This window comes from Modestobacter excelsi, assembly GCF_005930495.1.
Classification (GTDB): domain Bacteria; phylum Actinomycetota; class Actinomycetes; order Mycobacteriales; family Geodermatophilaceae; genus Modestobacter; species Modestobacter excelsi.
On sequence record NZ_SJEX01000019.1, the window covers coordinates 15,520 to 39,390 of the forward strand.

Annotated in this window: 23 protein-coding genes, 1 tRNA gene and 1 pseudogene; 14 read left to right on the forward strand and 11 right to left on the reverse strand. The window is 70.3% G+C overall.

The window, feature by feature from the left end:
* Positions 1-96: 96 nt before the first annotated feature.
* The gene (locus FHL80_RS08990) at positions 97-882 is read right to left on the reverse strand and encodes a PASTA domain-containing protein (protein WP_138733091.1); all 786 of its coding nucleotides are present in this window, start codon (positions 880-882) and stop codon (positions 97-99) included.
* A 455-nt stretch (positions 883-1,337) separates the two neighbouring features.
* Positions 1,338-1,988 carry a hypothetical protein gene (locus tag FHL80_RS08995; protein WP_138733092.1) on the reverse strand — a complete coding sequence of 217 codons (651 nt, stop codon included), beginning with the start codon at positions 1,986-1,988 and terminating at the stop codon, positions 1,338-1,340.
* A gap of 938 nt (positions 1,989-2,926) precedes the next feature.
* Between FHL80_RS08995 and FHL80_RS09000 the strand changes: the two genes are divergently transcribed.
* Both FHL80_RS09000 and FHL80_RS09005 read left to right on the forward strand, forming a co-directional pair.
* Entirely contained in the window at positions 2,927-3,478 is a 552-nt protein-coding gene (locus FHL80_RS09000; RefSeq protein ID WP_439331087.1) for a DUF6932 family protein, read from the forward strand.
* Positions 3,462-4,505 carry a hypothetical protein gene (locus FHL80_RS09005; protein ID WP_138733094.1) on the forward strand — a complete coding sequence of 348 codons (1,044 nt, stop codon included), beginning with the start codon at positions 3,462-3,464 and terminating at the stop codon, positions 4,503-4,505. Before FHL80_RS09000 ends, FHL80_RS09005 begins: the two co-directional genes overlap by 17 nt.
* Before the next feature lie 64 nt (positions 4,506-4,569).
* Here FHL80_RS09005 and FHL80_RS09010 read toward each other — a convergent pair whose 3' ends face one another.
* Positions 4,570-5,121, reverse strand: a complete 552-nt coding sequence (locus FHL80_RS09010) for a hypothetical protein (RefSeq protein ID WP_138733095.1) — start codon at positions 5,119-5,121, stop codon at positions 4,570-4,572.
* Positions 5,122-5,613: 492 nt separating this feature from the next.
* Between FHL80_RS09010 and FHL80_RS09015 the strand changes: the two are divergent.
* Together FHL80_RS09015 and FHL80_RS09020 are read left to right on the forward strand one after the other, a co-directional pair.
* Positions 5,614-6,780, forward strand: a pseudogene (locus FHL80_RS09015) (IS3 family transposase).
* A gap of 64 nt (positions 6,781-6,844) precedes the next feature.
* Positions 6,845-7,366, forward strand: coding sequence for a DUF4760 domain-containing protein (locus tag FHL80_RS09020; protein WP_138733096.1), 522 nt, complete (start codon positions 6,845-6,847; stop codon positions 7,364-7,366).
* A gap of 308 nt (positions 7,367-7,674) precedes the next feature.
* Here the strand turns inward: FHL80_RS09020 and FHL80_RS09025 are convergent, their stop codons facing one another.
* A complete protein-coding gene (locus FHL80_RS09025) occupies positions 7,675-8,196 on the reverse strand; it encodes a hypothetical protein (RefSeq protein ID WP_138733097.1) in 522 nt (173 codons plus the stop codon).
* 298 nt (positions 8,197-8,494) lie between these two features.
* A complete protein-coding gene (locus tag FHL80_RS09030; RefSeq protein WP_246078567.1) occupies positions 8,495-8,890 on the reverse strand; it encodes a type II secretion system F family protein in 396 nt (131 codons plus the stop codon).
* A gap of 718 nt (positions 8,891-9,608) precedes the next feature.
* Between FHL80_RS09030 and FHL80_RS09035 the strand changes: the two genes are divergently transcribed.
* From FHL80_RS09035 to holA, 4 genes are all read left to right on the forward strand, one after another.
* Complete coding sequence (locus tag FHL80_RS09035; RefSeq protein WP_138733098.1) at positions 9,609-9,983, forward strand: hypothetical protein; 375 nt, start codon at positions 9,609-9,611, stop codon at positions 9,981-9,983.
* Positions 9,984-10,866: 883 nt separating this feature from the next.
* Entirely contained in the window at positions 10,867-11,175 is a 309-nt protein-coding gene (locus FHL80_RS09040) for a hypothetical protein (RefSeq protein WP_138733099.1), read from the forward strand.
* Between the two features lie 64 nt (positions 11,176-11,239).
* Positions 11,240-13,090 (forward strand): ComEC/Rec2 family competence protein, encoded by a 1,851-nt coding sequence (locus FHL80_RS09045; RefSeq protein ID WP_281283450.1) that lies wholly within the window; start codon positions 11,240-11,242, stop codon positions 13,088-13,090.
* The gene (holA, locus tag FHL80_RS26195) at positions 13,026-13,937 is read left to right on the forward strand and encodes a DNA polymerase III subunit delta (protein ID WP_246078570.1); all 912 of its coding nucleotides are present in this window, start codon (positions 13,026-13,028) and stop codon (positions 13,935-13,937) included. Before FHL80_RS09045 ends, holA begins: the two co-directional genes overlap by 65 nt.
* A gap of 129 nt (positions 13,938-14,066) precedes the next feature.
* On the opposite strand, the gene rpsT is transcribed toward holA, so the two are convergent.
* Positions 14,067-14,327 (reverse strand): 30S ribosomal protein S20, encoded by a 261-nt coding sequence (gene rpsT / locus FHL80_RS09050; protein WP_014739780.1) that lies wholly within the window; start codon positions 14,325-14,327, stop codon positions 14,067-14,069.
* 193 nt (positions 14,328-14,520) lie between these two features.
* On the opposite strand from rpsT, the gene lepA reads away from it, so the two are divergent.
* The 3 genes from lepA (at position 14,521) to FHL80_RS09065 (ending at position 17,424) form a co-directional block, all read left to right on the forward strand.
* The gene (gene lepA / locus FHL80_RS09055) at positions 14,521-16,365 is read left to right on the forward strand and encodes a translation elongation factor 4 (protein ID WP_138733100.1); all 1,845 of its coding nucleotides are present in this window, start codon (positions 14,521-14,523) and stop codon (positions 16,363-16,365) included.
* Entirely contained in the window at positions 16,362-17,015 is a 654-nt protein-coding gene (locus tag FHL80_RS09060) for an MOSC domain-containing protein (RefSeq protein WP_138733101.1), read from the forward strand. Before lepA ends, FHL80_RS09060 begins: the two co-directional genes overlap by 4 nt.
* Before the next feature lie 100 nt (positions 17,016-17,115).
* Positions 17,116-17,424, forward strand: coding sequence for a hypothetical protein (locus FHL80_RS09065; RefSeq protein WP_138733102.1), 309 nt, complete (start codon positions 17,116-17,118; stop codon positions 17,422-17,424).
* Positions 17,425-17,428: 4 nt separating this feature from the next.
* On the opposite strand, the gene FHL80_RS09070 is transcribed toward FHL80_RS09065, so the two are convergent.
* From FHL80_RS09070 to selD, 3 genes are all read right to left on the reverse strand, one after another.
* Complete coding sequence (locus FHL80_RS09070) at positions 17,429-17,743, reverse strand: hypothetical protein (protein WP_138733103.1); 315 nt, start codon at positions 17,741-17,743, stop codon at positions 17,429-17,431.
* Between the two features lie 11 nt (positions 17,744-17,754).
* Entirely contained in the window at positions 17,755-18,219 is a 465-nt protein-coding gene (locus FHL80_RS09075; RefSeq protein WP_246078569.1) for a zinc-binding dehydrogenase, read from the reverse strand.
* 164 nt (positions 18,220-18,383) lie between these two features.
* A complete protein-coding gene (gene selD / locus FHL80_RS09080; protein ID WP_138733104.1) occupies positions 18,384-19,391 on the reverse strand; it encodes a selenide, water dikinase SelD in 1,008 nt (335 codons plus the stop codon).
* A 55-nt stretch (positions 19,392-19,446) separates the two neighbouring features.
* Between selD and FHL80_RS25345 the strand changes: the two genes are divergently transcribed.
* From FHL80_RS25345 to selB, 3 genes are all read left to right on the forward strand, one after another.
* A tRNA-OTHER gene (locus FHL80_RS25345) sits at positions 19,447-19,542 on the forward strand.
* A 61-nt stretch (positions 19,543-19,603) separates the two neighbouring features.
* A complete protein-coding gene (gene selA / locus FHL80_RS09085) occupies positions 19,604-20,920 on the forward strand; it encodes an L-seryl-tRNA(Sec) selenium transferase (protein ID WP_138733105.1) in 1,317 nt (438 codons plus the stop codon).
* A 20-nt stretch (positions 20,921-20,940) separates the two neighbouring features.
* Positions 20,941-22,686 carry a selenocysteine-specific translation elongation factor gene (gene selB, locus FHL80_RS09090; RefSeq protein WP_138733106.1) on the forward strand — a complete coding sequence of 582 codons (1,746 nt, stop codon included), beginning with the start codon at positions 20,941-20,943 and terminating at the stop codon, positions 22,684-22,686.
* 3 nt (positions 22,687-22,689) lie between these two features.
* Here the strand turns inward: selB and FHL80_RS25350 are convergent, their stop codons facing one another.
* Both FHL80_RS25350 and FHL80_RS09100 read right to left on the reverse strand, forming a co-directional pair.
* Complete coding sequence (locus FHL80_RS25350; protein WP_216870550.1) at positions 22,690-22,854, reverse strand: hypothetical protein; 165 nt, start codon at positions 22,852-22,854, stop codon at positions 22,690-22,692.
* A gap of 218 nt (positions 22,855-23,072) precedes the next feature.
* Positions 23,073-23,855 carry an enoyl-CoA hydratase-related protein gene (locus FHL80_RS09100; RefSeq protein ID WP_138733107.1) on the reverse strand — a complete coding sequence of 261 codons (783 nt, stop codon included), beginning with the start codon at positions 23,853-23,855 and terminating at the stop codon, positions 23,073-23,075.
* Between the last annotated feature and the right edge of the window lie 16 nt (positions 23,856-23,871).

Consider the following 23,871-nt stretch of genomic DNA (forward strand, 5'->3'; position numbering starts at 1 on the left):
ACCACCTGGTAGCGCTCGCTGCTTCGACTCACCCCGTGGTCGACCGGCTCGTCGCTCAGGAGGTCCGGTTGGGGTGGGACAACACCCCTTGGCTGGTCAGCAGAAGCGCGTCGGACAGGCCCAGCCGGGGACATTGAAGTCGTCGTCGTCGTCACCGCCGCCGTATCCGTATCCGTATCCGCCCTCACTGGTGTGACCGCTGGAGTACTCCGACGGTGGCTCGTCGCCGACGGTGACAGTGAGCAGTTGGCCCGCCCGCAGCGGAGTCCCAGTCGGTGGGACCGACCCGATCAACGGCGCGTCGGAGTACTGCGACGCCCGCGCCAGGTTCGCGCGCGCTGCCTGCTCGCCAGGCGGCTCCAACGACGGGTCGTCGGCCAGCCCAGCGATCGGCCGGTCGACCATTAGTGGGGTGGACGCGATCTCCGGCTCATGCCCGGGGGCGTGAGCGAAGTCGACCAGCTCCTCTACCTCGTACAGAATCTGTCCCTGCGCGGTCAGGTCGGCGACGGCAACGGTGGACGGCATTGTCGGCATTGACGGGTGAGCCGTGAACCACACGTACTCGGTCGTCTGCAGCGCAAACAGGTAGATGGGCTTACCCACCTCCCACGACTGTCCGGCCGCTGGCCGGGTGGTGACCACCGTCCATTCCGGGTCCGGCGACGGGTACCTCTCCCGCGGGGACAAGTCGTGTGCCCGTGGCTCCCCGTCGTCGACGTAGTTGCGGTGGCCCAGTTCGCGCAGCTGCGCGTCAGCTAGATCCAGCTGCACACCGGCAAGGTCAGGCACGATCACCGCGACCGGCTCTGGCTCTTCGGACGAGGGGCCGTCCGAGCCGAAAAAGTGGTGTAGAGCCATGAGCGTCACCACGAGCAGCACATAGACGCCGTTGCCGGGCCCGTCCTGGTTCCGCGCGGCCACCTACCGGCCCGCCCGGCCGTTACGGGACTTGAGGGTCACGGCTGTCACGATTGCATCTGCCCCCCGCGACGCCGATGACCGCGACCCCGACACCGCTCCACCGCTCCACCGCTCACACGCGTACCTCGCGTACCTTGCGTGACGCAGGCGCTTCTCATGGCCGTGGTCGTAGTTTCGAGTAGCCGGCTCGAGTAGTTGAGCGCGCTGCCGTTGCAAGGGCACGTACGCAGGTCCGCTTGCTTGCGCGCGACTGCTGATGGGGACCAGCGCCTATTAGCTACCCGACGATAGGCGGGGACCTGTTCCTCATCCTGGGCCGTGTCGCGGCTTAAGGGGCCGGAACTGTTAAGACTGGGAGTCGACAAGCACTGCTTGCCTGTGTCCTAGCCTCAAGTCGTACGGTGTTAACCGCCCTAGGAAACCGTGCGGGTGTCGGTGCTCTTCGAGGTCGATGTATCAGCTGAGGTCTCTTCGTCTTTTATTGCTCCCTGACTTCGCCGAGCAGTCCATGCGCCGTATGCTGCATTGGTCAAAAACCCCCCTGCAAAGCCTCCCATGAGGCTAGCCGCGACCGTCTTGCCGATCTCGAACTCGCTGGGCACGGTCCAGTACTGGAGCTCACGGAACCGTACAATACCCGAACCCTTGGTGGGGTCTTGTGGATCCACAATGCCTATCGCGCCTGCACCATTGTTAGGCTGGACGTCCAGGTTGCCAGCGGCTAGTCGCAGGTTATCGACTCGCTTGATTGTTCCTGCTTCCACGCACACGATCACGTGGTCGATGTCCAACACCAGAACGTTGTGCCGCAATGGAAACTCGTCGTCGTCCAACTCGACCTGGTCGAAGCAGCCATCCTGGCGGATAGTCGCCTCTCGGGTGTCGAGGGAGTAGAGGACTCCTCGCTCGTTAATTTTCGAGCCTCCAACCGTTGCTGTCACAAGATCAGATGCCAGCAGGACCGTCGTTCTGTCGGTCGCTCCGGATCGTTCGACGTTGACCGTCCAGAACAGCGACAGCACGCTGGCTGCCAGGAGACCGCCGGCCCCCCACAGCGCCCACACGCGCCTCCCTCGCTGTGGGCGAGACAAATTTGCACTTGGGTCTGACATCACACGTATCACCCTCAATCGGACCGCTTGGCCAGCACCCGAGCGGTCTGGCTACCCCGCCTAGAAGGTATGGGCCAGCCGTCCGGAGACGCTCATGAACATGCCTGAGGGCCACGCGATTTCAGCGCACACGCCCTGGTCAGCTTGGCACCGCGGACCGGGGGCACGTGGGCACTCGCAGGCGCTGTTCAACCAACCCGCCCACGGAACACGTCCGGCAAGCGTCAGCCCGCTGCGCGTGCCGCTGCCGGAGGTCGCCGCCATGCAAACCGCCGGCCTCCTCCAGTGGTCCGGCGAGATTCCGCTCTACCGCTGGTCAAGGAGGCGCTGCGGACGCGGCCCTCCGGCTGGTAGTGGGCGAGGTGCGGCGGGAGGAGTGCCTCGACCCGTCAAGGCCGTCCAGAAGCGCCTTACGACGAGCAAACCAGTGTCGCCGGCACTTACATCAAGTCCGCGCTGCCGGGCGGTCAGTCGGATTTGACCCGCGGGGGGTGCCCCGTAATTGGAGTGCCACTCGGCGCGTTCCCAGCTTCGTGGTCCGGCGCGACGCCGAGGTGAGGGCCGACCGGTCGGTCATCTCGCCTCGGATTGGGTCGCCGTCCGGGCCACCTGCCGGATCAGCTTCGGCTGCTTACCGCCGCGTTGGTCCGCATCCGCCTCGCCGCGGGCTTGAACGCGAACCGCTGTCACCAATCGATAAGGCGCTCCTTGCACTGCCCCCCCCCGTTGGCAGTCCGGCGGGGGCTCAGTGCTGCCGGTGGGCGCATTTCGCCAGCTCGGAGGGCCACCCGTTGGTGGTGTCTCGGTTGGGTGACTGTCCGACCCCATCGCTACGGTGAGCCCTGCGGTACGCGCACAAGGGCGCGTCGGGATCAGGGGGTGGCAGGGCGGTGCTACTCGACCTTGCTTGCGGCAGCCTTCCTCCGGGACGATTCCGCATGACCCAGGACCAGATCGCAACCGTCTGGGTGAACGATCCGAAGTGGTCCGCCTCAGCCAGCCGTCAGTCCATCTGGGCCCAGTGGCATGAGGCCGCCGCCGCGTTGAGAGCTGTCGTGCCGGTCTGCGCGGCCTGGGTGGGCGGTTCCTTCCTCTCGCAAGAGATGGAGCCCAAGGACATTGACTGTGTGTGGATCGTGGACGAGGGGCTGCTGGACGAGGTCCGCCAAGACCCCGACGCGCGTCAGTACATCTCACTCTTCGCCAACGGTCTTATCCGTAGGGACGACATGCGGGTCGACTGCCGGATCATGCACTGGCGGCCCAGGCCAGGCATCGAGATGGAGGACGCACGAGACCAGGACTACGCGATGTGGCGCGGATACTGGGATGACTTCTGGCAGCGTGTACGCAACGGCCCGGAGGGCGCGCCCAGGACGAGGGCGGAGACGCTGCCTCGGCGGGGCTACGTAGAGGTGGTGCTCGATGGCTTCCCTGAATAAGGATGCCGCCGCCTTCTTCGCGCGCTACGAAGGCGTCGAGGCCCCTGACTGGTCTACAGCCAGCGACCTGACCCGCATGGGCGTCGAATCCATGGCCGCAGAGCAGACGCTCGGCCGTGTTCTGCGTTCGCACGGGGTTGTCCGTCTCACTGGCCCGGCAGTCGATGCGAACAGTGCGCGAATGGACGGTGCAGGGGAACTGCTCACTAAGCTTCAGAAGCTGGTGACCGCACTTGGCGCATCCATGGAAGGGTCCAAGTCGCAGGTGGGCTCGTTGGCGGAGCGCTTCCGCTCCGCGACCCAACTCCGCCTGCTGGCGGGCACAGCACCGGGCTCGGTGATGCTGTTTGTAGTTCCCGAAGCGGCACCGGCTGAGGAGCTGTACCCGACTGGGGAAGTCCCCCTTGTCGATGACCAGCGCCCCTTGGTGGACCGCAGTGCGGACGCACTGATCGACGTGCTGAGCGAGGCGTCAAGTCCGGCGGCCGACAGTGTTGCCCTCGGTCGTGAGATCGATGACTACGGAGCCCGAGTGGCAGCCGGTATCAAAGGCCTCGCTAGCGCCGTCCTGGATTCGGGCATTGAGCTTGAGTGGTCGTGGGCTGTGCCCAACCAGAATCGCCGTACTGCTCGCCTATCGATGGGCACTGCCAGATGGCTAGGAGAGTTGGTCGCTGGTCAGAGTCTTGACGTCGAGCCAGTGCAGCTCGTCGGTACGTTGCGCACGATCTCGGATCACAGCGCGTGGGAACTCCGCACCGATGCGGAAGAAACCGTGCGCATCAAGCGGGGCGATATCCCCGACGCTGTCACTTCAAGCCTGTGGATCGGCCAGCGCGTTCGCGTCGATGCGGAGCTAGCGATGCACGTGTCACCCGGCGGCATTGAGAGGCCCGAGTACACGGCAATCGAGGTGACGTCGCTGGACGAACTGCCGCCTCCCCCTTCCCCACGCCTCCTTGAAGCACGTGCCCGTAAAACTGAGGAGCCCAAGGCCATCGGTCCGGCACCGTCAGACGAAGCCTGATAAAGGGATTCCCCTAAGTTGCCTGTAGGGGTGACTGCGGTAAAGCACCACGTCGCCGCTCGGGTTAGACGTGCGTGATCTTGTGCCCCTGGACGGGGGGCTGCGGCTGCGGGATTTCCGGCACTACAACCCGCTCGGGCTCGACGTTCCCCCAGCGTGTCCACTTGCGACCCGCCTGGTCCCTGTAGCTCACGACCGCCGAGACGTGATGGTTCTCGGTCAACTCGATCTGATCGCCGTCTGGCCCATACACCTTGACGCCCGCCCGGATTGACCCTCCGGCGGGAAGAACGGCGCGGCGACCAGCAATGACGGTCTGCTTCCAGGGGCCCTGGCCATCCAACCACTGGACGACGAGACGCTCGATTTCGACGGCCAAGAACGGCACTGTCCCGTAGTTGGTGACCTGCACAGTGGCGGTGTGCCACACACTCTCTTTAGCGCCCTTGGTCGCCTCGACGATCAGTGTGCGAGCTTGGGCGGCCTCGTTGTCTCGCTGCGCCTTGTCCCGTTGCCGTCCGTCTCGGATGCCGATCCAGAACGCCACCACGAACGCCAAGACGGTGCCGATGGAGCCGACCCACGTACCCAGCGCATCCCAATCAACCTCGCACACAGGGCAAAGTGAACCAGGCGGGCTTCGTCCGACTCACCTGCCTAGTTCCCCAGCGTTCGCCAGGCGGTGTCACTGCCGCGTTGGTCGACGCTGCCTCCGGTCGTCCTCCGAGTCGAGGTCTCTCCCCGGTCGAGGCACATTGCGTGTGATCAGCACCCTGCGCGGAGCTGAGCCCCCCGGTGGGAACCTTTCGGGAACAGGACGGTGACCGGCAGCACCACGAAGACGACTGAGGTCGCCACAGTCACGGCTGCCCCGTTCTCAAAGGCAAGGTGCCCGCCCGGCACTAAACGTCGACCGGTGTCTTGATCCCGCCTATGGAAGATGGAAGATGGGGAACCCATGCTGGTCAGCAGGTGGACGGACCCCGCAGGCGCTAGAACGTCTCGTGACGGAGGCGGCACCGGATGGTGCCGTGCGCTGATGGGACTGCCCCCGCTTCGGTTGACTCCATGCCTGTGAGGCTGCGGCCTCGCTGGAAGGATCAGCACCGTGCCCAAGCCGTTCCCGCCGGAGTTCCGGCGTGACGTGATCGCCGTGGCCCGCAAGGGCGAGGCGTCGATCTCCCAGGTCGCCCGGGACTTCGGGATCTCGGAGTCCTGTCTGCAGCGCTGGCTGAAGATCGCCGACCGAGACGACGGCCTGGCCCCGCCGGCCTCGAGTGACCGGGGCGGCGGAGGCAAGGACGAGTCCGCCGAGCTGCGGGAGCTGCGCCGACGCAACAAGCTGCTGGAACAGGAGAACGAGATCCTCCGCCGGGCGACCGCGTACTTCGCCCGCGACGTCCTCCCAAAATGATCTACCCGCTGGTCCAAGAGCTCGCCGCCGAGAAGATCCCCGTCGCGGTGACCTGCCGGGTGCTGGGCTTCACCAAGCGAGGCGTTCTACAAGTGGGTCGCCAACCCGGGCAGCCAGCGCGACTGGGACGACGCCCACCTGATCAACGCCGCCTATGACATCCACGCCGACGACCCCGCCTTCGGCTACCGGTTCATCGCCGACGAACTCCGCGAGCAGGGCATCGCCGCAGGTGAGAACCGGGTCGCCCGGTTATGCTCCCAACAGCGCATCTGGTCGATCTTCGCCAAAAAGCGAGGCCTGAACCGCAAGGCCGGCCCGCCGGTGCACGACGACCTGGTCGACCGGAAGTTCACCGCCACCGCGCCCAATGTCGTGTGGCTGACCGACATCACCGAGCACAACACCGCCGAAGGCAAGCTCTACCTCTGCGCGATCAAAGACGTCTACTCCGGCCGGATCGTCGGCTACTCCATCGACTCGAGGATGAAGGCGTCGCTGGCGGTCGCCGCCCTGCGCAACGCCATCATCCGGCGGGATCCGGTCGGCACCGTGGTCCACTCCGACCGCGGCAGTCAGTTCCGCTCGAACGCCTTCGTCCGCACGATCAAGAACAACGGCCTGGTCGGCTCGATGGGCCGAGTCGGCGCCTGCGGAGACAACGCTGCCATGGAGTCGTTCTTCGCCCTGCTGCAGAAGAACGTCCTCGACCGCCAGCGCTGGGCAACTCGCGAAGAGCTACGGCTGGCGATCATCACCTGGATCGAGCGGACCTACCACCGCCGGCGCCGCCAACGCCGCCTCGGCCGGCTCACCCCAGTCGAATACGAGACACTCAACCTCGCCGCTACCGCGGCCTGACGACCCCACCCGACGAGTCAACTGAAGTCGGGGCAGTCCCGATGGCTTGGCATGATGTCTGGTCATGAAGTTGAGCGAGGTCGCTACCCTAGCCGTATCGGTCTTGGCGCTTCTGGTCGCGATGCGATCAAATCAGCGGTCTGTCAAGGTTGCTCGCGCTTCTCAGGCGCTGTCCGTGGTCAAGGACATATTCGGGCAAAGAGGTCGGCCCGACTTCGTTGAGGCGCTAAATGCCGTGCGGGCCATACCGTATCCCCTCAACACCAACGTGGGGATCGAGGGGCTTCCAGACGGCCTACGCAACAAGGCGAAACTTGTCATGGCCTTCTATGAGGACCTGGGAAAGCTGGTCGCCCATGGAATTGTCGATGAGGATCTCATAATTGGCGCCCTGGGCCACAGCGTGGTATGGGCTTGGACCCCACTTGAGCGATTCATATTGGCTCAGCGAGAGAAGAATCAAACCGAGTACTTCATTTACTTTCAACACTTGGCTGCTCGGGCCATGGCCAGGACGCCTAAGCAAGTACACAAGAAACTAGGACTGGTGACAGGTCGGCCTTGGTGGCGTCGACTGCTTGCGTGAACCTGACCTTTCAGGCTGGCGAGCAGCCAGCCGCAACCGCAACGGCGATCGGCTCGCGCCAACGAAGTCGGTGACCGCAAGGACGGGGTACGGCAGGCGCTGCTCGAAGAAGTGCTACTCCAAGGCCGAGACATCGTCAGAACGCTGGCGATTGAATTGCCGCGACCCCGCGCAGTTAGCTTGGAGCTCAGTCGGCTCAACCAAATCAGGTGAGCTAACTGAGCCAACTAGGGTGGCGACGTAACAGGCGAGACGAGCCTTGACAGTGGCCCGCTCAATGGGACAGGGACGAGAAGTTCTGGCGGAGACTACGGCTGTAGTCGTAGACGAGGCTTTCCGATGCCGAGGTAAAGGTTACCCTCCGAGCCACCGCCACGGCTAACCAGCGTTTCTCTAATCTCCAGTGGTTCATCTGGTTGCAGCACTTGTTTCTCATCCACCACGCATTTACCGGGCACTTTCCAGGACGCTTCAACGGCACAGATTTGACGCCCGCCTTGGTTTACCGTCCAGACAGCCCGAGCCCCCGGATGCTGAACGTCATCCGCCTCATCAATACCAAACATTCCCGAAAGCCCGGCGATCCGCTGGTTGGCGTATCGGCCAGGTATATCGAACAGGTAGGTTCGAGTTGCCTCCCTGGAGGGATCCGTGTAGTTGCACATTACCAAGTCTTCAATTGCGACAATCTTGCCTTCGAGAACCAAATTGGACCCCGGCTCGCCCCCGGAGAAACAGCCGTCACCGGAGGGGTCTCTGTAGAGCCCGGCAATGGACACATTTGAGGTCGGCTTGTATAGCGCGAAAAATGCCCCAGCGAGCAGTGTCACCACTCCAACTATGGCCAGGGCTTTTCGCTGTAGGGAGTCAGGCTTGCGCGCCCATCTGACCCCGACATTCCCGACCGTTAGGTCCAAATCCACGAAAATGGATAGAAATATCGAGAGTAGGCCGATAACCACCAACGCAACACTCACCGTAGTACTCAGCGCAGGCATCATTACCTCCCCCAGCCCAACCCAGCCATCGACACACCAGGCACGTCCGCCCGCGGGCCTGGGCCATGCGGCGACAGTCTGGCGGGAACTTGCGCCGTCTGCCAGCGACTGCGTCGCACGGAAAGGAGCGTCACCTACCCTTTGTCCGACGGCACTGCGGCGAGTCTGGGCGAACGTTGCCGGGGACGGCAGGAGTCGGCTTGACCGTCCAGCGGGACAGGTCCGTACGGCCCTCACTAAGACGCTTGTTTGAGATCGGCAGCACCAGGAACACGACCGGCACCATCATCTGGATCTCCTTGCGGCCGCCGGCCTCCAGCAGCTGCCGCTTCCCGGCCTCCCGGACGTCGGCGGCCTGGGCGCGCCGCACCTCGGCCAGCGGGGTGCCACGCTCAATGGCGACGACCAGGCCGTCGACGAAGCGGGCCAGCACGTCCAGGGGGGAGGTGCGGTCGGCCAGTTGCTGCAGCGCCTCGATCGGCGGCACCCCCGGCCCGAGCGCGGCCCATGGTGGCGTCGGGCTCACGGGCCAGAGCTGCTCGTCTCCCCGGCTAAGGTGGCCGGGCTCAGCGTCATCACCAGCGAGCCCACCGAAGACAGCTCGCCGGAGGCCGACCCAGCCGACCGGGCGGTGGGTTTCGGGGTGCCGCTGCTCACCAGCCAGCCCAGAAGCCCCGGTCTGGGGGCTGCCCGCCGACCGGGTGGTCACCGCCGTTCGGCGCGACGCGGAGGTCAAGGCCTCCCGGTCGGTCTTTTCACCAGCGACCGGGTCGCCGTGCGGGCCACCTCCCGGGTCAGCTTCGGCTTTCCGCACACCGCCGCGCTGGTCCGCATCCGCCTAGCCGTGAGCTGACCGACCACCTGGCGTGGCGTCAACGTCACCGGGCCTGCCGACCGAGCGTGGCGGGTCGCACGCCGGAAGGATGGAAGCTCTGCCGTCCCTAATCCCTTTGGGGTCGGCTCACCAGCGCCGGACGCCAGGACATGCGAGCCCTCCAGCACTCAGGTCCGAGTGCTGGAGGGCTCGCGCACTAGGTTCACTGGTCGTGCGCACCACTTCACTTCTTGTAGCTGGCCTTGCTGTCGTTGCCCTGTCCGGCTGTGGCGGTGGGGACAGTGAAGCAACCGCCGCTTCCTCGACGGCGCGGTCTACCAGCTCTGTCCCGTCCTCCTCGGCTCCTTCGACCAGCACAGCGCCAACGCCGACGCCGACGCCGACGCTGTCACCGGAGCAGGAGGCGCAGTTGGTCGCGACGGTGACGGCCAACGTGTTCGCTCAGAACGAGGAAACCCTGTCGACGCAGCTGGTCAAGTCGAACAGCTTGGTCGAAGCACAGGAGGAGTTCCGCTTCGACGAGCCCACCCGCACAGTCGTCCTCTCTGTGGCGTCGACCATCAGCACCGAGCGGCTGCTCCCCGAGGTGGCCTACGGCCTGGCGACCGACCTCGCGCCGGTCTTCTGGGGACCAGAGGCGCTCGCAAATGCGCGGCCGGAATCCCTGGTGGCCTTGTCCGTGACGGTCAACGGCGCTGGGCACCGTTGCGACGGCCCAACGATGGCCGCGCTCGCGGACCGCGAGCTGAGCCAGCAAATGTTCGTCCAACGCTGCGGTATTTGATAGGCGCACCCTGAGGGCCTGTAAGGAGTAGACCGGTGCCAGGACCGCTACAAACAGCGCCGCGCCGCCCACCGACGTCTACGTGTTCGACTTGCACATCCCCGGCGTCCCCGACGTTTACTGGCACGCCGAGTCTCTGACCGAGGCCGAGGTTCGCGAGCAGGCCCGCCGGACCCTCATGTTCAACCGGCCGGGTACGCGCTGTGTCGTCCGCCGCGCCGGACAGCCCCTGTTCACCGTGCGGAAGGCGCGCGGGTGGACCCCCGACAAGCAGAAATTGCAATACACACTAAACTATTCATACAGAGGCGTCTGTGCCTACCGTCTGCGGCCATGAACGCATACGAAAAGCTGGCCACCGGCAGCATCTACCAGGGCCTCGACGCCCGGCGCATCTGGCTGGTCGAGCAGCCCTGGCCCGGCCGCGTAGAGCTTCAGGGTTCCGCTGCGCCCCTGGCACCTGGAAGAGGTCGAGACGTGGCGGGGCCGTTCACTAATCGAATCCGAGACCTCTCGTGGTGATACCACCACCCCCACGGACATTCTCCGGCTTCGTTGCCCTCAGGTGTTCGAGACGGTCGGCTGACGCCTCGAGTCGGCACACATCGTCGCCGCCATCCGGGGTCCTCAAGGCTGCCGAAGTGGCGACCAGAGGTCCTGCGCTCGCCAGGCAGCGGGCTCGCTGGGGGTGGTGGCGGGTTAGCTTCGCGGACTGGCGGCGACCCGAACGTCTGCGTCTGTGCCTGCTCCGCAGCGCGTGGTCAGGGACTGTGAGGGGGCAGTCGCAGTCGCTATCGCGCCAGGCGGACATGGGGGGACATGCGCGGATGACCGTGAGAGAGTCCTGTCTGTCCTTGGCGTGTCGTGAAGGGAGATAGCTCCGATGCTTTTGGACACCTCGTCCGACAATGACCTGTGCGAGCTGGCGAAGAGTCTCCTCAACTCTGCACATCGCGGAAAGCTGGCGTATCGAGCTCTTAGCTTCTTCTTTGCGACTGCGCTAGTCGTCGCGGCGCTCTACGCGCTCATCGCCTTCAGGGATGAAGAGGAGGCGCGAGGCTTCTTGGCGTTGGTGGCCTCGGCGGGCTCCCTCGGCACCACAGGTGTCCTTGGCTACCTGGCGAAGGCCGCAAGCGACGACGAGAAAGTAATGTTCGCGCGCGTCGAGCGGTGCTGTAAGCGGGACTCCTGAGGACATCTGCCAGCCCGGTCAGTCGGCTACGACGAGTTCCGAAGGGTCACCTCTCTAGCTGACGATCTCCGGTGCCAACGTCGCGATCGTCGTCGCCCTGGTGCTCTGGCCGCTCCGGGCCCGCGGAGCGGATCGGCGGGTCCAGGCCGCCGTCGCCGTGCTCGCCATCGTCGGGTTCGTCGTGCTGGCCCGCCCCGGTGCCAGCGTGCTGCGCGCGGCGGTGATGGGCGGGGTGGCGGTCCTCGCGCTGGCCTCGGGACGCTCGCGGGCGGCAGTGCCGGCGCTGGCCGGCTCGGTGGTGCTGCTGCTCCTGGGGGCGCCGGAGCTGGCCTCCGACGCCGGTTTCGCGCTGTCCGTGGCCGCCACTGCCGGCATCGTGCTGGTGTCGCCGTCCTGGTCGCGGGCCCTGCGCGCGCAGGGGTCCCCCCGGCCGGTCGCCGACGCCCTGGCGGTCAGCGCCGCCGCCGGGCTCGTCACCGCACCGCTGGTCGCGGCGCTGTCCGGCGTGGTCAGCGTCGTCTCGCTGCCGGCCAACCTGCTGGCCGCCCCGGCGGTGGCGCCCGCGACCGTGCTCGGGTTGCTGGCGGCGCTGGTGTCGCCGGTCGTCCCGGCGGGCGCGGACGCGCTGAGCTGGCTCGCCGGCTGGCCGGTGCGCTGGCTGGTGCTGGTGGCCGAGCGGGCCGCGGCGGTGCCCGACGGAGCCACCGGCTGGCCGTCCGGTGCCCCGGGGGCCGTCCTGCTCGCCGTGCTGATCGGCGGCGCCGCGTGGGCGCTGCTGCACTGGCCGCGGCTCCGCTTGCTCGCGCTGGCCGCCCTGGTCGGCGTGCTGGTGCTGGGCTGGCCGCTGCGCCAGGTGAACCGGGGCTGGCCGCTCGCGGGCACCGTGGCCGTCGCCTGCGACGTGGGGCAGGGGGACGCGCTGGTCCTGCCCACCGGGCCGGGGGAGGCGGTGCTCGTCGACGCCGGCCCCGACGGCGCCCTCGTGGCCGGCTGCCTCGACCGGCTGGACGTGCACCGGCTGCCGCTGGTGCTGCTGTCGCACCTGGACGCCGACCACGTCGCCGGGCTGGCCGGCGCGCTGGCCGGCCGGCGGGTGGACGAGGTGGCCACCGGTGCGCTGGCGCCGACCGACGACCGGGTGCCCCGGCTCGAGCAGGTGGTCGCGGCCGCCGGTGCCCGGCACGTGGTGCTCGCTCCCGGGGTGCGGCGGGCCGTGGGCGCCGCCGAGATCGAGGTGCTGGCGCCGGACCCGGGCCGCGCGGTCGCCGGCGCCGAGCCCAACGACCTGAGCATGGTCGCGCGGGTGACCGTGCGTGGCGTCCGCGTGCTGCTCACCGGCGACCTGGGGGCCGAGGCGGAGGCCCGCCTCGTCGCCGACGGCACCGACCTGTCGGCCGACGTGCTGAAGGTGCCGCACCACGGCAGCGCCGACGCCGATCCCGGTTTCCTCGCCGCCAGCGGGGCGGCCGTCGCACTGGTCTCGGTCGGTGCGGACAACAGCTACGGCCACCCCGCCGACCGGCTGCTGGACTGGCTGACCGCGGACGGCATGCGCACCTACCGCACCGACTCCGACGGCGACCTGGCGGTGGTGGGCCGGGCCGGTCGGTGGGGTGTCGCCGTGCGCGGGCCGGACGTCGTCCAGCGGGCGACCGCCGGCGGGGCGCCCGGCGTTCCCGCAGGAACGCCGGCCCACCCCGCGGTGGCCCGGGCCCGTCGGCACCGCGTGGCAACATGGCCTCGTGGCAGCCAGCGCAGCAGCACCGCCCGCACCGACATCGCGGCTGCGCATCGTGGTCGGCGAGGAGGAACTGCTGCGCGCCCGCGCCGTCTCCGCCGTCCGCGCGGCGGTGCGCGACGCCCACTCCGACAGCGAGGAGCACGAGCTGGCCGCGGCCGGCCTCCCGATCGGTGACCTGGCGGAGGTGCTGGCTCCCTCGCTGTTCGGCGGTCACCGGCTGGTCGTCGTCACCGGGGTGCACGAGGCCGCCGGTGCCCTGGCCGACCAGCTGGTCAGCTACACCAGGGACCCCGACCCGGAGCTCACGCTGGTCGTCGTGCACAACGGCGGCAAGCGGAACGAGGCGCTGCTCAAGGCGTTCAAGGCCGCCGGGGCGGCGGTCGACGACTGCCCGAGGATCAGCTCGGCGGGTGAGCGGATCGCCTTCCTCCGCAACGAGGTCCGGCACGCCGGAGGCAGGATCACCCCCGACGCGGCCACCGCGCTGCTCGAGGCGGTCGGCAACGACCTCCGCAACCTCTCGGCCGCGGCCAGCCAGCTGGTGTCGGACTTCGGCGGGGTCGTCGACGCCGACGCGGTCGCCCGGTTCCACCGCGGGCAGGCCGAGGTCACCGGCTTCACCGTCGCCGAGCGCGTGCTGGTCGGGGACTCGGCCGGCTCCGTCGAGATGCTGCGCTGGGCGCTGGACCGCGGCGTGGCCCACGTGCTCATCGCCGACGCGCTCGCCGACGGGGTCCGCACCGCGGCCCGGGTCGCCTCGCTGAACACCACGAACACCGGCGACCTGGCGCGTCAGCTGAAGCTGCCCCCGTGGAAGGTGAAGAAGGCGCAGAGCCAGGCGCGCGGCTGGACCATCGACGCCCTGCAGCAGGCGATCGGGGTGGCCGCCGAGCTCAACGCCGACGTCAAGGGCGCCGCCGCCAGTGCGGACTACGCGCTGGAGCGGGCCGTCCGCCGGATCGTGGCGATCCGCGCGGCCGGCGTCGCCGGTCGCGGGGAACGGCTGCGTCCCGGCCGCTGACCAGCCGCACCTGTCAGGCGCGTGCCGGGGCCGAGGAACCCGGCAGCGGGCCGCGGCGGGAGGCCGGGACAGCGACGAGCCCCCCTCCCGGACGGGAGAGGGGCTCGGCGGGAGAGCGGAGGCGCAGCCTCAGAGGCCGGCGACCTTCTTGGCCAGCGCCGACTTGCGGTTCGCAGCCTGGTTCTTGTGGATGACGCCCTTGCTGGCGGCCTTGTCCAGCGCCTTGCTGGCGACCTGGAGCGCGGTCGTCGCCGCCTCCTTGTCCCCGGCGTCGGCGGCCGTGCGGAAACGCCGGACCGACGTCTTCAGGGCGGACTTGACCGCGACGTTGCGCTGACGCGCGATCTCGTTGGTCTTGATCCGCTTGATCTGGGACTTGATGTTCGCCACGCGTGAGCCTCGGGTGATCGGAGGAAGATGTCTGACAGTGCGTCCACGGCACAGCGAGGCGCCTGCGGACCGGTCTCACAAGATACCAGCACCCCGCCGACGGCCCAACCCGCGCCGGGAGGACCGCCGCCCGGGCGCCCCGTCCCAGCCGATCGCTGGACGCGGGCCCCCGGCGTGGGACGATGGCGGCACTGTGACGACACCTGCATCCACCGATCCCGCCCGGATCCGGAACTTCTGCATCATCGCCCACATCGACCACGGCAAGTCGACGCTGGCCGACCGGATGCTCGAGGTGACCGGGATCGTCGAGGGGCGCAACATGCGCGCCCAGTACCTCGACCGGATGGACATCGAGCGCGAGCGCGGCATCACCATCAAGGCGCAGAACGTCCGCCTGCCGTGGACCCCGCGCTCGGGTGCGGACACCAGCACCGAGTACGTCCTGGACATGATCGACACCCCCGGTCACGTCGACTTCACCTACGAGGTGAGCCGCTCGCTGGCCGCCTGCGAGGGTGCGGTGCTGCTGGTCGACGCCGCGCAGGGCATCGAGGCCCAGACGCTGGCCAACCTGTACCTGGCGATCGAGAACGACCTCACGATCATCCCGGTGCTCAACAAGATCGACCTGCCGGCCGCGCAACCGGAGAAGTACGCCGCCGAGATCGCGCACATCATCGGCTGCGACCCCGGCGACGTGCTGCGGGTCAGCGGCAAGACCGGCGAGGGCGTCGCCGAGCTGCTCGACGCGATCGTCGAGAAGATCCCCGCGCCCGTCGGCGACGCCGAGGCCCCCGCCCGAGCGATGATCTTCGACTCGGTCTACGACATCTACCGCGGCGTCATCACCTACGTCCGCGTGGTCGACGGCCGGATCAGCGGCCGTGAGCGGATCAAGATGATGTCCACCGGTGCGGTCCACGAGCTGCTGGAGATCGGCGTCATCTCCCCGGAGCCCAAGCCCGTCGAGGGGCTCGGGGTCGGCGAGGTCGGCTACTTCATCACCGGCGTCAAGGACGTCCGCCAGTCCCGCGTCGGCGACACCGTCACCCTGCAGCACCATGCCGCGAGGGAACCCATCGGCGGCTACAGCGACCCCAAGCCGATGGTCTACTCCGGCCTGTACCCGATCGACGGCAGCGAGTACCAGCTGCTGCGCGAGTCGCTGGACAAGCTGCTGCTCAACGACGCGGCGCTGGTCTACGAGCCGGAGACCTCGGCCGCGCTGGGCTTCGGCTTCCGGGTCGGCTTCCTGGGCCTGCTGCACCTGGAGATCGTCCGGGAGCGGCTGGAGCGGGAGAGCGGGCTCAGCCTGATCTCCACCGCCCCGAACGTCGTCTACCGGGTGGTGATGGAGGACCGGTCCGAGGTCGTCGTCACCAACCCGAGCGACTGGCCGGCCGGTAAGATCGACAAGGTCTTCGAGCCGATCGTGAACGCCACCATCATCGCGCCGAGCGACTACACCGGCGCCATCATGGAGCTCTGCCAGAGCCGCCGCGGCTCGCTGACCGGGATGGACTACCTGTCCGAGACCCGGGTGGAGCTGCGCTACACGCTGCCGCTCGGCGAGATCATCTTCGACTTCTTCGACGCGCTGAAGTCCCGCACCCGCGGCTACGCGAGCCTGGACTACTCCGAGGCCGGTGAGCAGGAGTCGAAGCTGGTCAAGGTCGACATCCTGCTGCAGGGGGAGGCGGTCGACGCCTTCTCCGCGATCGTGCACACCGACAAGGCCTACAGCTACGGCGTGCTCATGGCCGGCAAGCTCCGCGAGCTCATCCCGCGTCAGCAGTTCGAGGTGCCGATCCAGGCCGCCGTCGGCTCCCGGGTGATCGCCCGCGAGACGGTCCGCGCCATCCGCAAGGACGTGCTCGCCAAGTGCTACGGCGGTGACATCACCCGCAAGCGGAAGCTGCTGGAGAAGCAGAAGGAGGGCAAGAAGCGGATGAAGATGGTCGGCCGCGTCGAGGTCCCCCAGGAGGCGTTCGTCGCCGCCCTCTCCACCAACGAGTCGACTGCCGCCAAGAAGTGAGGGGCCGGCTCGAAGCGGTCTGCGTCTCCGGGGCGGCCCTGCTCCCGCTGCCGGGCAAGCGGCCGAACCGGTCGGGCATCGACAAGCGGCCGGTCGCCGGCCGGGTCGCCGTCGAGCCGCTGGGCCTGGACGGCGACGTCCAGGTCAACAGGAGACACCACGGCGGCGAGGGCCAGGCGGTCTACGCCTACGCCCAGGAGGACGCCGACTGGTGGGTCGCCGAGCTGGACCGGGAGCTGCCCCCGGGCCGGTTCGGTGAGAACCTCCGCACCAGCGGGCTGGACCTGCGCACCGCCGTCCTCGGCGAGCGCTGGCTGGTCGGGTCGGCGCTGTTCGAGGTCACCGCCTGGCGCACCCCGTGCGCTAACTTCGCCCGGTTCTGGGGCGTCCCGGACCTGGTCAAGCGGTTCGCCGCGCACGGCGCCACCGGCGCCTACCTGCGGGTGCTGGAGACCGGGGACGTCGGTGCCGGCGACGACATCGACGTCCTCTCGCGCCCGAACCACGGGATCACCGTCGAGACGGCGTTCCGGATCGCCATGACCGAGCGGTCCCGGCTGCCCGAGCTCGTCCCGGTGCTGCCGTTCCTGCCGGTCAAGGACCAGCCGAAGCTGGCCGCGAAGATCGAGCGGCTCGCCGCCCGGGCCTGACCGGTCTGCGGCGCCCGCGCCGCTGCGCCTTCCGGGCGGGCAGCCGCCGGACTACCGTCGAGCGACGTCCGGCAGGGCCCACCGTGGTGAGGAGGTCCGCATGACCTTCGGCATCGTGTCCGACGTCGCCGCGCCGATCGAGTTCTACGACGCACTGCACGCCGAGATCCTCCGTCGCAGTGCCGGCGAGGTCGACGGCATGCTGCTGCACGTCGGCCGTGCGACGGCCGACGGCTTCCAGGTCATGGAGGTCTGGGAGTCCCGGGAGCTCTACGACCGCTTCACCGCCGAGGTGGTCGGGCCGGCGGTCGCGGAGCTGACCGGTGGGGCCGCGCCCACCCAGCAGCCGCCGGTGGAGGAGTTCGAGCCGCGGGGCCTGGTCGTCCCGGCAGCTCGCGTCGGGGTCTGACGGTTCAGCCCGCCTCATAGACCTCGTAGTGCGAGACCGTCTCCTCGCGCTGGACGAGGTAGCGGTCGTCCTCGGGGTAGAAGACCGCCGCGGTGACGTCGTCCCCGGCGAAACCGCGGACGGCGTCGAGCGAGGTCCAGAAGCTGATCGTCACGATCTCGGTGCGGCCGTCCTCGAGGTCGCGGCTGAGCATGCTGGCGCTCAGGTTCCCCGGGGTCTGCCGGTAGTGCGCCATCCCGGTCCGCTCGATGTAGTCCAGGTAGGCGTCCCGGTCGGGTGTGCGCACCCAGCCGCGCCAGGTGCGGGCGACCTGCGGCATGCCAGCTCCTCTCAGAGCGTGAAGACGATCTTCCCGGCGGTGCGGTCCTCGAGCATCCGCTGGAAGCCCTCCCGGGCCTGCGCCAGCGGGAGCTGGACGTCGATCTGCGGGCGAACGCCGGTGACCAGGCACATCTGTATCAGGTCGTCGAGCTCCTCGCGGGTGCGCATCGTCGAGCCGATCACCGACAGCTGGGTGAAGAAGACCCGGTTCAGCTCCGCCCCGGGGTTGAAGCCGGTCGTCGCGCCGCAGGTGACGACGACCCCGCCGGGCCTCAGCGACGTGATGCTGTGGCTCCAGGTGGCCTCACCGACGGTCTCCATGACGCCGTCCACCCGCTCGGGCAGCCGCGCGCCGGACTCGAAGGCATGGTCGGCGCCGAGCGCGAGGGCCGCGGCGCGCTCGTCCTCGCTGCGCCCGGTCACCCAGACCCGGTAGCCGGCGGCGCTGCCCAGCCGGATCAGCGCGGTCGCCACCCCCCCCCGCTGGCGCCCTGCACCAGGATCGTCGACCCCGGTCGCAGCCCGGACCGGGCGAAGAGCATCCGGTAGGCGGTCAGCCACGCGGTGGGCAGGCAGGCGACCTCGGCGAAGAAGAGCTCGGCCGGCTTGGGCGGCGGCGCGGTGCGACGCCGGTCACCTCACCGGACGACGACGGCGAACTCCTGCTCGGCGACGAACTCACCGATCACCGGGGCGCCGGAGACCTCTCCACCGAGCAGCAGCCCGCCCGAGGTCTGCGCGTCGGCCAGCAGCAGCGCCTCCACCTCGTCGACCGCGGACAGGTCGGTGAACGGTGTGACCCAGGCCAGGTTCCGGCGGGTGCCGCCGGAGACGTAGCCGTCGGCGGCGGACTGCCGGGCGCCGGAGAGGTAGGGCACCGCGGCGGCCTCGACGACTGCGGTCACCCCGCTGGCCCGGGCCATCTTGTACAGGTGCCCGAGCAGGCCGAACCCGGTGACGTCGGTTCCGGCCCGCACCCCCGCCGCGACGGCGGCGACCGACGCCGCCGCGTTCAACCGGCTCATCGAGTCGACCGCCTCGGCCGACACCTCGCCGGTGGCCTTCATCCGGTTGTTCAGCGTCCCGACGCCGAGCGCCTTGGTCAGCGAGATCGGGGTGCCGGCGGTCGCCGCGTCGTTGCGGATCAGCGTCGCGGGGTCGACCAGCCCGGTGACGGCCATCCCGTAGGTGGGCTCCGGGGAGTCGATCGAGTGCCCGCCACCGACGTGGCAGCCGGCGGCCTGGGCCACCTCGAGCCCGCCGCGCAGCACCTCGGCGGCCAGCTCCATCGGCAGCACGTCCCGCGGCCAGCCCAGCAGGTTCACCGCCACCACCGGGGTGCCGCCCATGGCGTAGACGTCGGACAGGGCGTTGGCCGCCGCGATCCGGCCGAAGGTGAACGCGTCGTCGACGACGGGGGTGAAGAAGTCGGTGGTGAGCACCAGGCCCTGGCCGCCGGCGATGCGCACCACTGCGGCGTCGTCACCGTCGTCGAGCCCGACGACGAGCTCGGCCGCCGGGTCCACCGGGCCGGTGTGCGTCAGGCCGGCGACGACCGCCTCCAGCTCCCCGGGCGGGATCTTGCAGGCGCACCCGCCGCCGTGGGCGAACTGGGTGAGCCGGACGGGTGGGGCGAGAGCGGTCACGCAGTGAATCTAGGCCGCCGGGCACCCGGTCCGGTCCGGCCCTAGGCTCGGCGGCGGAGGCGTCAGGGTGTCTGGTGGCCCCCGCGGCCTCTAAAGCCGACGTGACCGAGCAGCTCGGTCAGGCGGGTTCGATTCCCGTCCGCCTCCGCCACCGCCCGAGCGGGGCCGGCCCCCGGGCCGGCTCCGCACCGGCGACCTACGCTGGCCCGGTCATGACCGGAGACCCCCGCCGCTCGGTTCCGCGCACCGACGCCGTGCTGGCCGAGCCGCCGGTGGCGGCCGCGGTCGACCGGCTGGGCCGGGACCTGGTGAAGACCGCCGTGCAGGCCGCCCAGCAACGCGTCCGGGACGGAGAGCTGCCCGCCGCCGACGTCGTCCCGGCGGTGCTGGCCGCCCTGCCCGGCACGGCGAGCAGCCTGCGGCCGGTGCTCAACGCCACCGGCGTGCTCGTGCACACCAACCTCGGCCGTGCGCCGCTCTCCGCCGCCGCGGTCGAGGCCGTGGCCGCCGCCAGCGGCACCACCGACGTGGAGCTGGACCTGGGCAGCGGACGCCGTGGCCCCCGCGGGGAAGGCGCGCTGACCGCGCTGCTCGCGGCGGTGCCGGCGGCCGAGGCTGCCCTGGTGGTCAACAACTGCGCCGCCGCGCTGGCGCTGGTCGCCACCGCGCTCGGGCAGGGCCGCGAGCTGGTGCTGGCCCGCGGGGAGCTGGTCGAGATCGGCGACGGGTTCCGCATCCCCGACCTGCTGGCCAGCACCGGTGCGCGGCTGCGCGAGGTGGGGACGACGAACCGGGTCTCGGCCGCCGACTACACCGCCGCCCTCGGCCCGGACACCGGCGTGGTGCTCAAGGTGCACCCGTCGAACTTCGTCGTCCGCGGCTTCACCCGGGCCGTCGAGGTCGTCGACCTCGCCCCGGCGCTGGCCGGGACCGGGGTGCCGCTGGTCGCCGACGTGGGCAGCGGCCTGCTGCGCCCGCACCCGCTGCTGCCCGACGAGCCGGACCTGCAGAGCACCCTGGCCGCCGGCGCCGACCTCGCGCTGTGCAGCGGGGACAAGCTGCTCGGCGGACCGCAGGCAGGCATCGTGCTGGGCCGGGCCGACCTCGTCCAGCGGCTCCGCCGGCATCCGCTGTACCGGGCGCTGCGGGTGGACAAGACGACCCTGGCCGCGCTCGAGGCGACGCTGCGCGGGCCGCTGCCCCCGGTCCGGCAGATGCTCGACGCCGACCCCGCGGGCTTGCGTGCCCGCGCCGCTGCGGTCGCCGCCGCACTGCAGGCGGCCGGCGTGCCCGCCGTGGTGGTCGACTCGACCGCGCGGGTCGGTGGCGGCGGGGCACCAGAGTTCGAGCTGCCCAGCGTCGCGGTGGCCCTCGACGTCCGCTTCGCCGAGCCGCTGCGGCTCGGGACCCGGCCGGTGGTCGGGTACGTCGAGGAGGACCGGACGCTGCTCGACCTGCGCAGCCTGGCCCCGGCCGACGACGAGGCGCTGGTCGCCGCGGTCGAGGAGGTGGCCCGCCGGTGGACGTGACCGGAGCAGCGACGCCACGCATGGACGTCCTGGCGACCGCCGGCCACGTCGACCACGGCAAGTCCACGCTGGTCAGGGCGCTGACCGGGATGGAGCCCGACCGGTGGGAGGAGGAGCGGCGCCGCGGCCTCACCATCGACCTCGGCTTCGCCTGGACGACGTTGCCCTCCGGCCGGCGGGTCGCCGTCGTCGACGTCCCCGGCCACGAGCGGTTCATCGGCAACATGCTGGCCGGTGTCGGCTCGGTGCCGGCCGCGCTGGTCGTCGTCGCGGCCGACGACGGGTGGTCGGCGCAGACCGCCGAGCACGTCGCGGTGCTCGACGCCCTGGGCGTCCGGGCCGGGCTGCTCGCGGTCACCAAGGCCGACCTCGCCGACGCGGGCCCGGTGCTCGCCGACGCGCGGGAGCGGCTGGCCGGCACCTCGCTGGGGCAGGTCCCCGCCGTCGCGGTGAGCGCCCGGACGGGCGCCGGGCTGCCCGAGCTGTCCGCGGCGCTGGAACAGGTGCTGGCCGGGCTGCCGGCACCCGACCTGGCCGCGCCGGTGCGGCTGTGGGTCGACCGGGCGTTCACCATCCGCGGCGCCGGGACGGTGGTCACCGGCACGCTGGCGGCCGGCACCGTGACGGCGGGGGACCGGCTGGACCTGGGCGGCCGGACCGTGACCGTCCGCGGGCTGCAGTCGCTGGGGGCGCCGGTGGAGACCGCGGTGGCGACCGCGCGGGTGGCGCTGAACCTGCGCGGCGTCGCGGTGGAGGAGATCTCCCGCGGCGACGCGCTGCTCACCCCCGAGGCGTTCCGCCGCACCGCCGACCTCGACGTCACCCTCGTGGCGCCGGCCGAGGGGACGCTCCCGGCCGAGGCCGTGGTCCACATCGGGTCGGCGACGGTGGCCGCGCGGGTGCGGCCGCTGGACGGGACGGCGGTGCGGCTCCGGCTCGCGCACGAGCTGCCGCTGCGGGTCGGCGACCGGCTGCTGCTGCGTGACCCCGGGGCGCGTCGTGTGCTGGGCGCGGACGTGCGGGACGTCGACCCACCGGAGCTGCGCCGGCGCGGGGCGGCCCGGTCGCGTGCCGCCGAGCTCGCCGAGCAGCCGCCCGGGGCCGAGGGTGCGGCAGCCGACCTGGCCCGGCGCCGCTGGGTCCGGCGCGCCGACTTCGTCGCCATGGGCTGGCCGGTGCCGGCCGCGGCCACGACCGTCGGGCCCTGGCTCATCGCGCCGGGCCTCGCCGACGAGCTCGCCGCCCGCGTGCCGCAGGTGGTGGCCCGGTACCGGCAGCTGCGTCCGCTGGAGCCCGGCCCGCCGGTGGCGGTGCTGCGCGCGGCGCTCGAGCTGCCCGACGTCGAGCTGGTGCCCGCCGTCGTCCGCGCACCGCTGGAGCTGCGTGAGGGCCGGGTGGTCGCCGCCGACCCCGGGCTGCCGGCGGAGGTGCAGCGGGCCGTGGACGGGATCCGCGCCCGGTTGGCCGACGCGCCGTTCGCTGCCCCGGAGGCGGGCGACCTCGTCGCCGCCGGGCTCGGGACGCGCGAGCTGGCGGCCGCGGTGCGCGCCGAGCAGCTGGTGCGGATCACCGACGGCGTCTACCTGGCACCCGGCGTGGCCGAGGTCGCGCGCGCCCGGCTCGCGACGGTGCCGCAGCCGTTCACGCTCAGCCAGGCGCGGCAGGCGTGGGGGACCAGCCGCCGGGTCGCCGTCCCGCTCGCCGAGTGGCTCGACGCCCGTGGCATCACCGTCCGGCTGCCGGACAACACCCGCCGGTTGCGCTGAGCCTCAGACGGGGCCACCGCCGGCGGCGAGCTGACGTCGCTCGGCGTCCGCGGGTGTCTCGACCGGCAGCGGCGGGTCGGCGGGTCGGGTCTCCACCAGCTCCTCCGGCCGCACCGGATCCGGCAGCTCCCGGAACCTGGCGCGCGGGTCCCGCTCGGCCTCGCTCATGGGCCGAGGATGACCCCGCGGGACCCGGGGGACAAGAGCGCACGGACCGTGCCGACGCGCAGGTGGGTGGTTCAGCGGGCTGGGCAAGGTGCGTCTGGAGTTCAAGGGCAACGCGGACATCCGCCAGCTCGGCCAGATGATCGCCACCTACGTCCTCTGACGGTCACTGGGGCGACAGTTGTGCTCTGCTCACCAGGGTGAGCAGAGCACAACTGTGCTCAGGTGCTCGGCACCCAGCGGGCCGGGCGCTTCTCGCGGAACGCCGTGATGCCCTCCTGGCCCTCGTCGCCGGCGAAGAACCGGGCCGACAGCTCGAGCAGCGCGGGGAACTGACCGCCCAGGTCGGTGCCGGAGCGCAGCAGCCGCTTGGTCTCGGCGAGGGCGGCCGGCGCACCGGCCGCGAGTGCGGTCACCTGGGCGGCGACGGTGGCGTCGACCTCGTCGTCGGCGACGGCCAGGTCGACCAGCCCGCCGGCCGCCGCGGTGCCGGCGTCGAAGACCTCCCCGGTGAGCATCAGCCGGTGCACGACGTGCGGCAGCATCCGTGGCCGGCACACCGCCGAGATGACGGCCGGGACGACGCCGATCCGGACCTCGGTGAAGGCGAACGTGGCGCTCGCACCGGCGACCACGACGTCGCACGCGGCGGCCAGGCCGACGCCACCGGCGCGGGCCGGCCCGCGCACCGCGGCGAGCACCGGCTTCGGCGCGGACCACACCAGCTGCAGCAGCTCGGGGAGCTCGTTGACCCCCTGGTCGGCGGCCCCTCCGCCGGCGGCCTCGGAGAGGTCCATGCCGGAGCAGAAGACCCGGCCGGTGTGGTCGAGCACCACGACCCGGACGGCGTCGTCGGCGAAGGCCTCGGTCAACGCCTGCCGGAGCTGCGCCCGCATCGCCCGGGAGAGCGCGTTGCGGTTCGCCGGGGAGTCCAGGGTCAGCCGGGCCACGCCCGAGGACACCTCGACGTGCAGGACGCGGTCACCGGTGGTCGCAGAGGTCACCCCGACATGGTGCCGG

Bases quoted from the DNA above. Each gene is read 5' to 3' on its own strand.
- FHL80_RS09005 (WP_138733094.1), top strand. From the start codon at position 3,462: ATGGCTTCCCTGAATAAGGATGCCGCCGCCTTCTTCGCGCGCTACGAA.
- FHL80_RS09020 (WP_138733096.1), top strand. From the start codon at position 6,845: ATGAAGTTGAGCGAGGTCGCTACCCTAGCCGTATCGGTCTTGGCGCTT.
- FHL80_RS09040 (WP_138733099.1), top strand. From the start codon at position 10,867: ATGCTTTTGGACACCTCGTCCGACAATGACCTGTGCGAGCTGGCGAAG.
- FHL80_RS09065 (WP_138733102.1), top strand. From the start codon at position 17,116: ATGACCTTCGGCATCGTGTCCGACGTCGCCGCGCCGATCGAGTTCTAC.
- FHL80_RS09070 (WP_138733103.1), bottom strand. From the start codon at position 17,743: ATGCCGCAGGTCGCCCGCACCTGGCGCGGCTGGGTGCGCACACCCGAC.
- selA (WP_138733105.1), top strand. From the start codon at position 19,604: ATGACCGGAGACCCCCGCCGCTCGGTTCCGCGCACCGACGCCGTGCTG.
- selB (WP_138733106.1), top strand. From the start codon at position 20,941: ATGGACGTCCTGGCGACCGCCGGCCACGTCGACCACGGCAAGTCCACG.
- FHL80_RS25350 (WP_216870550.1), bottom strand. From the start codon at position 22,854: ATGAGCGAGGCCGAGCGGGACCCGCGCGCCAGGTTCCGGGAGCTGCCG.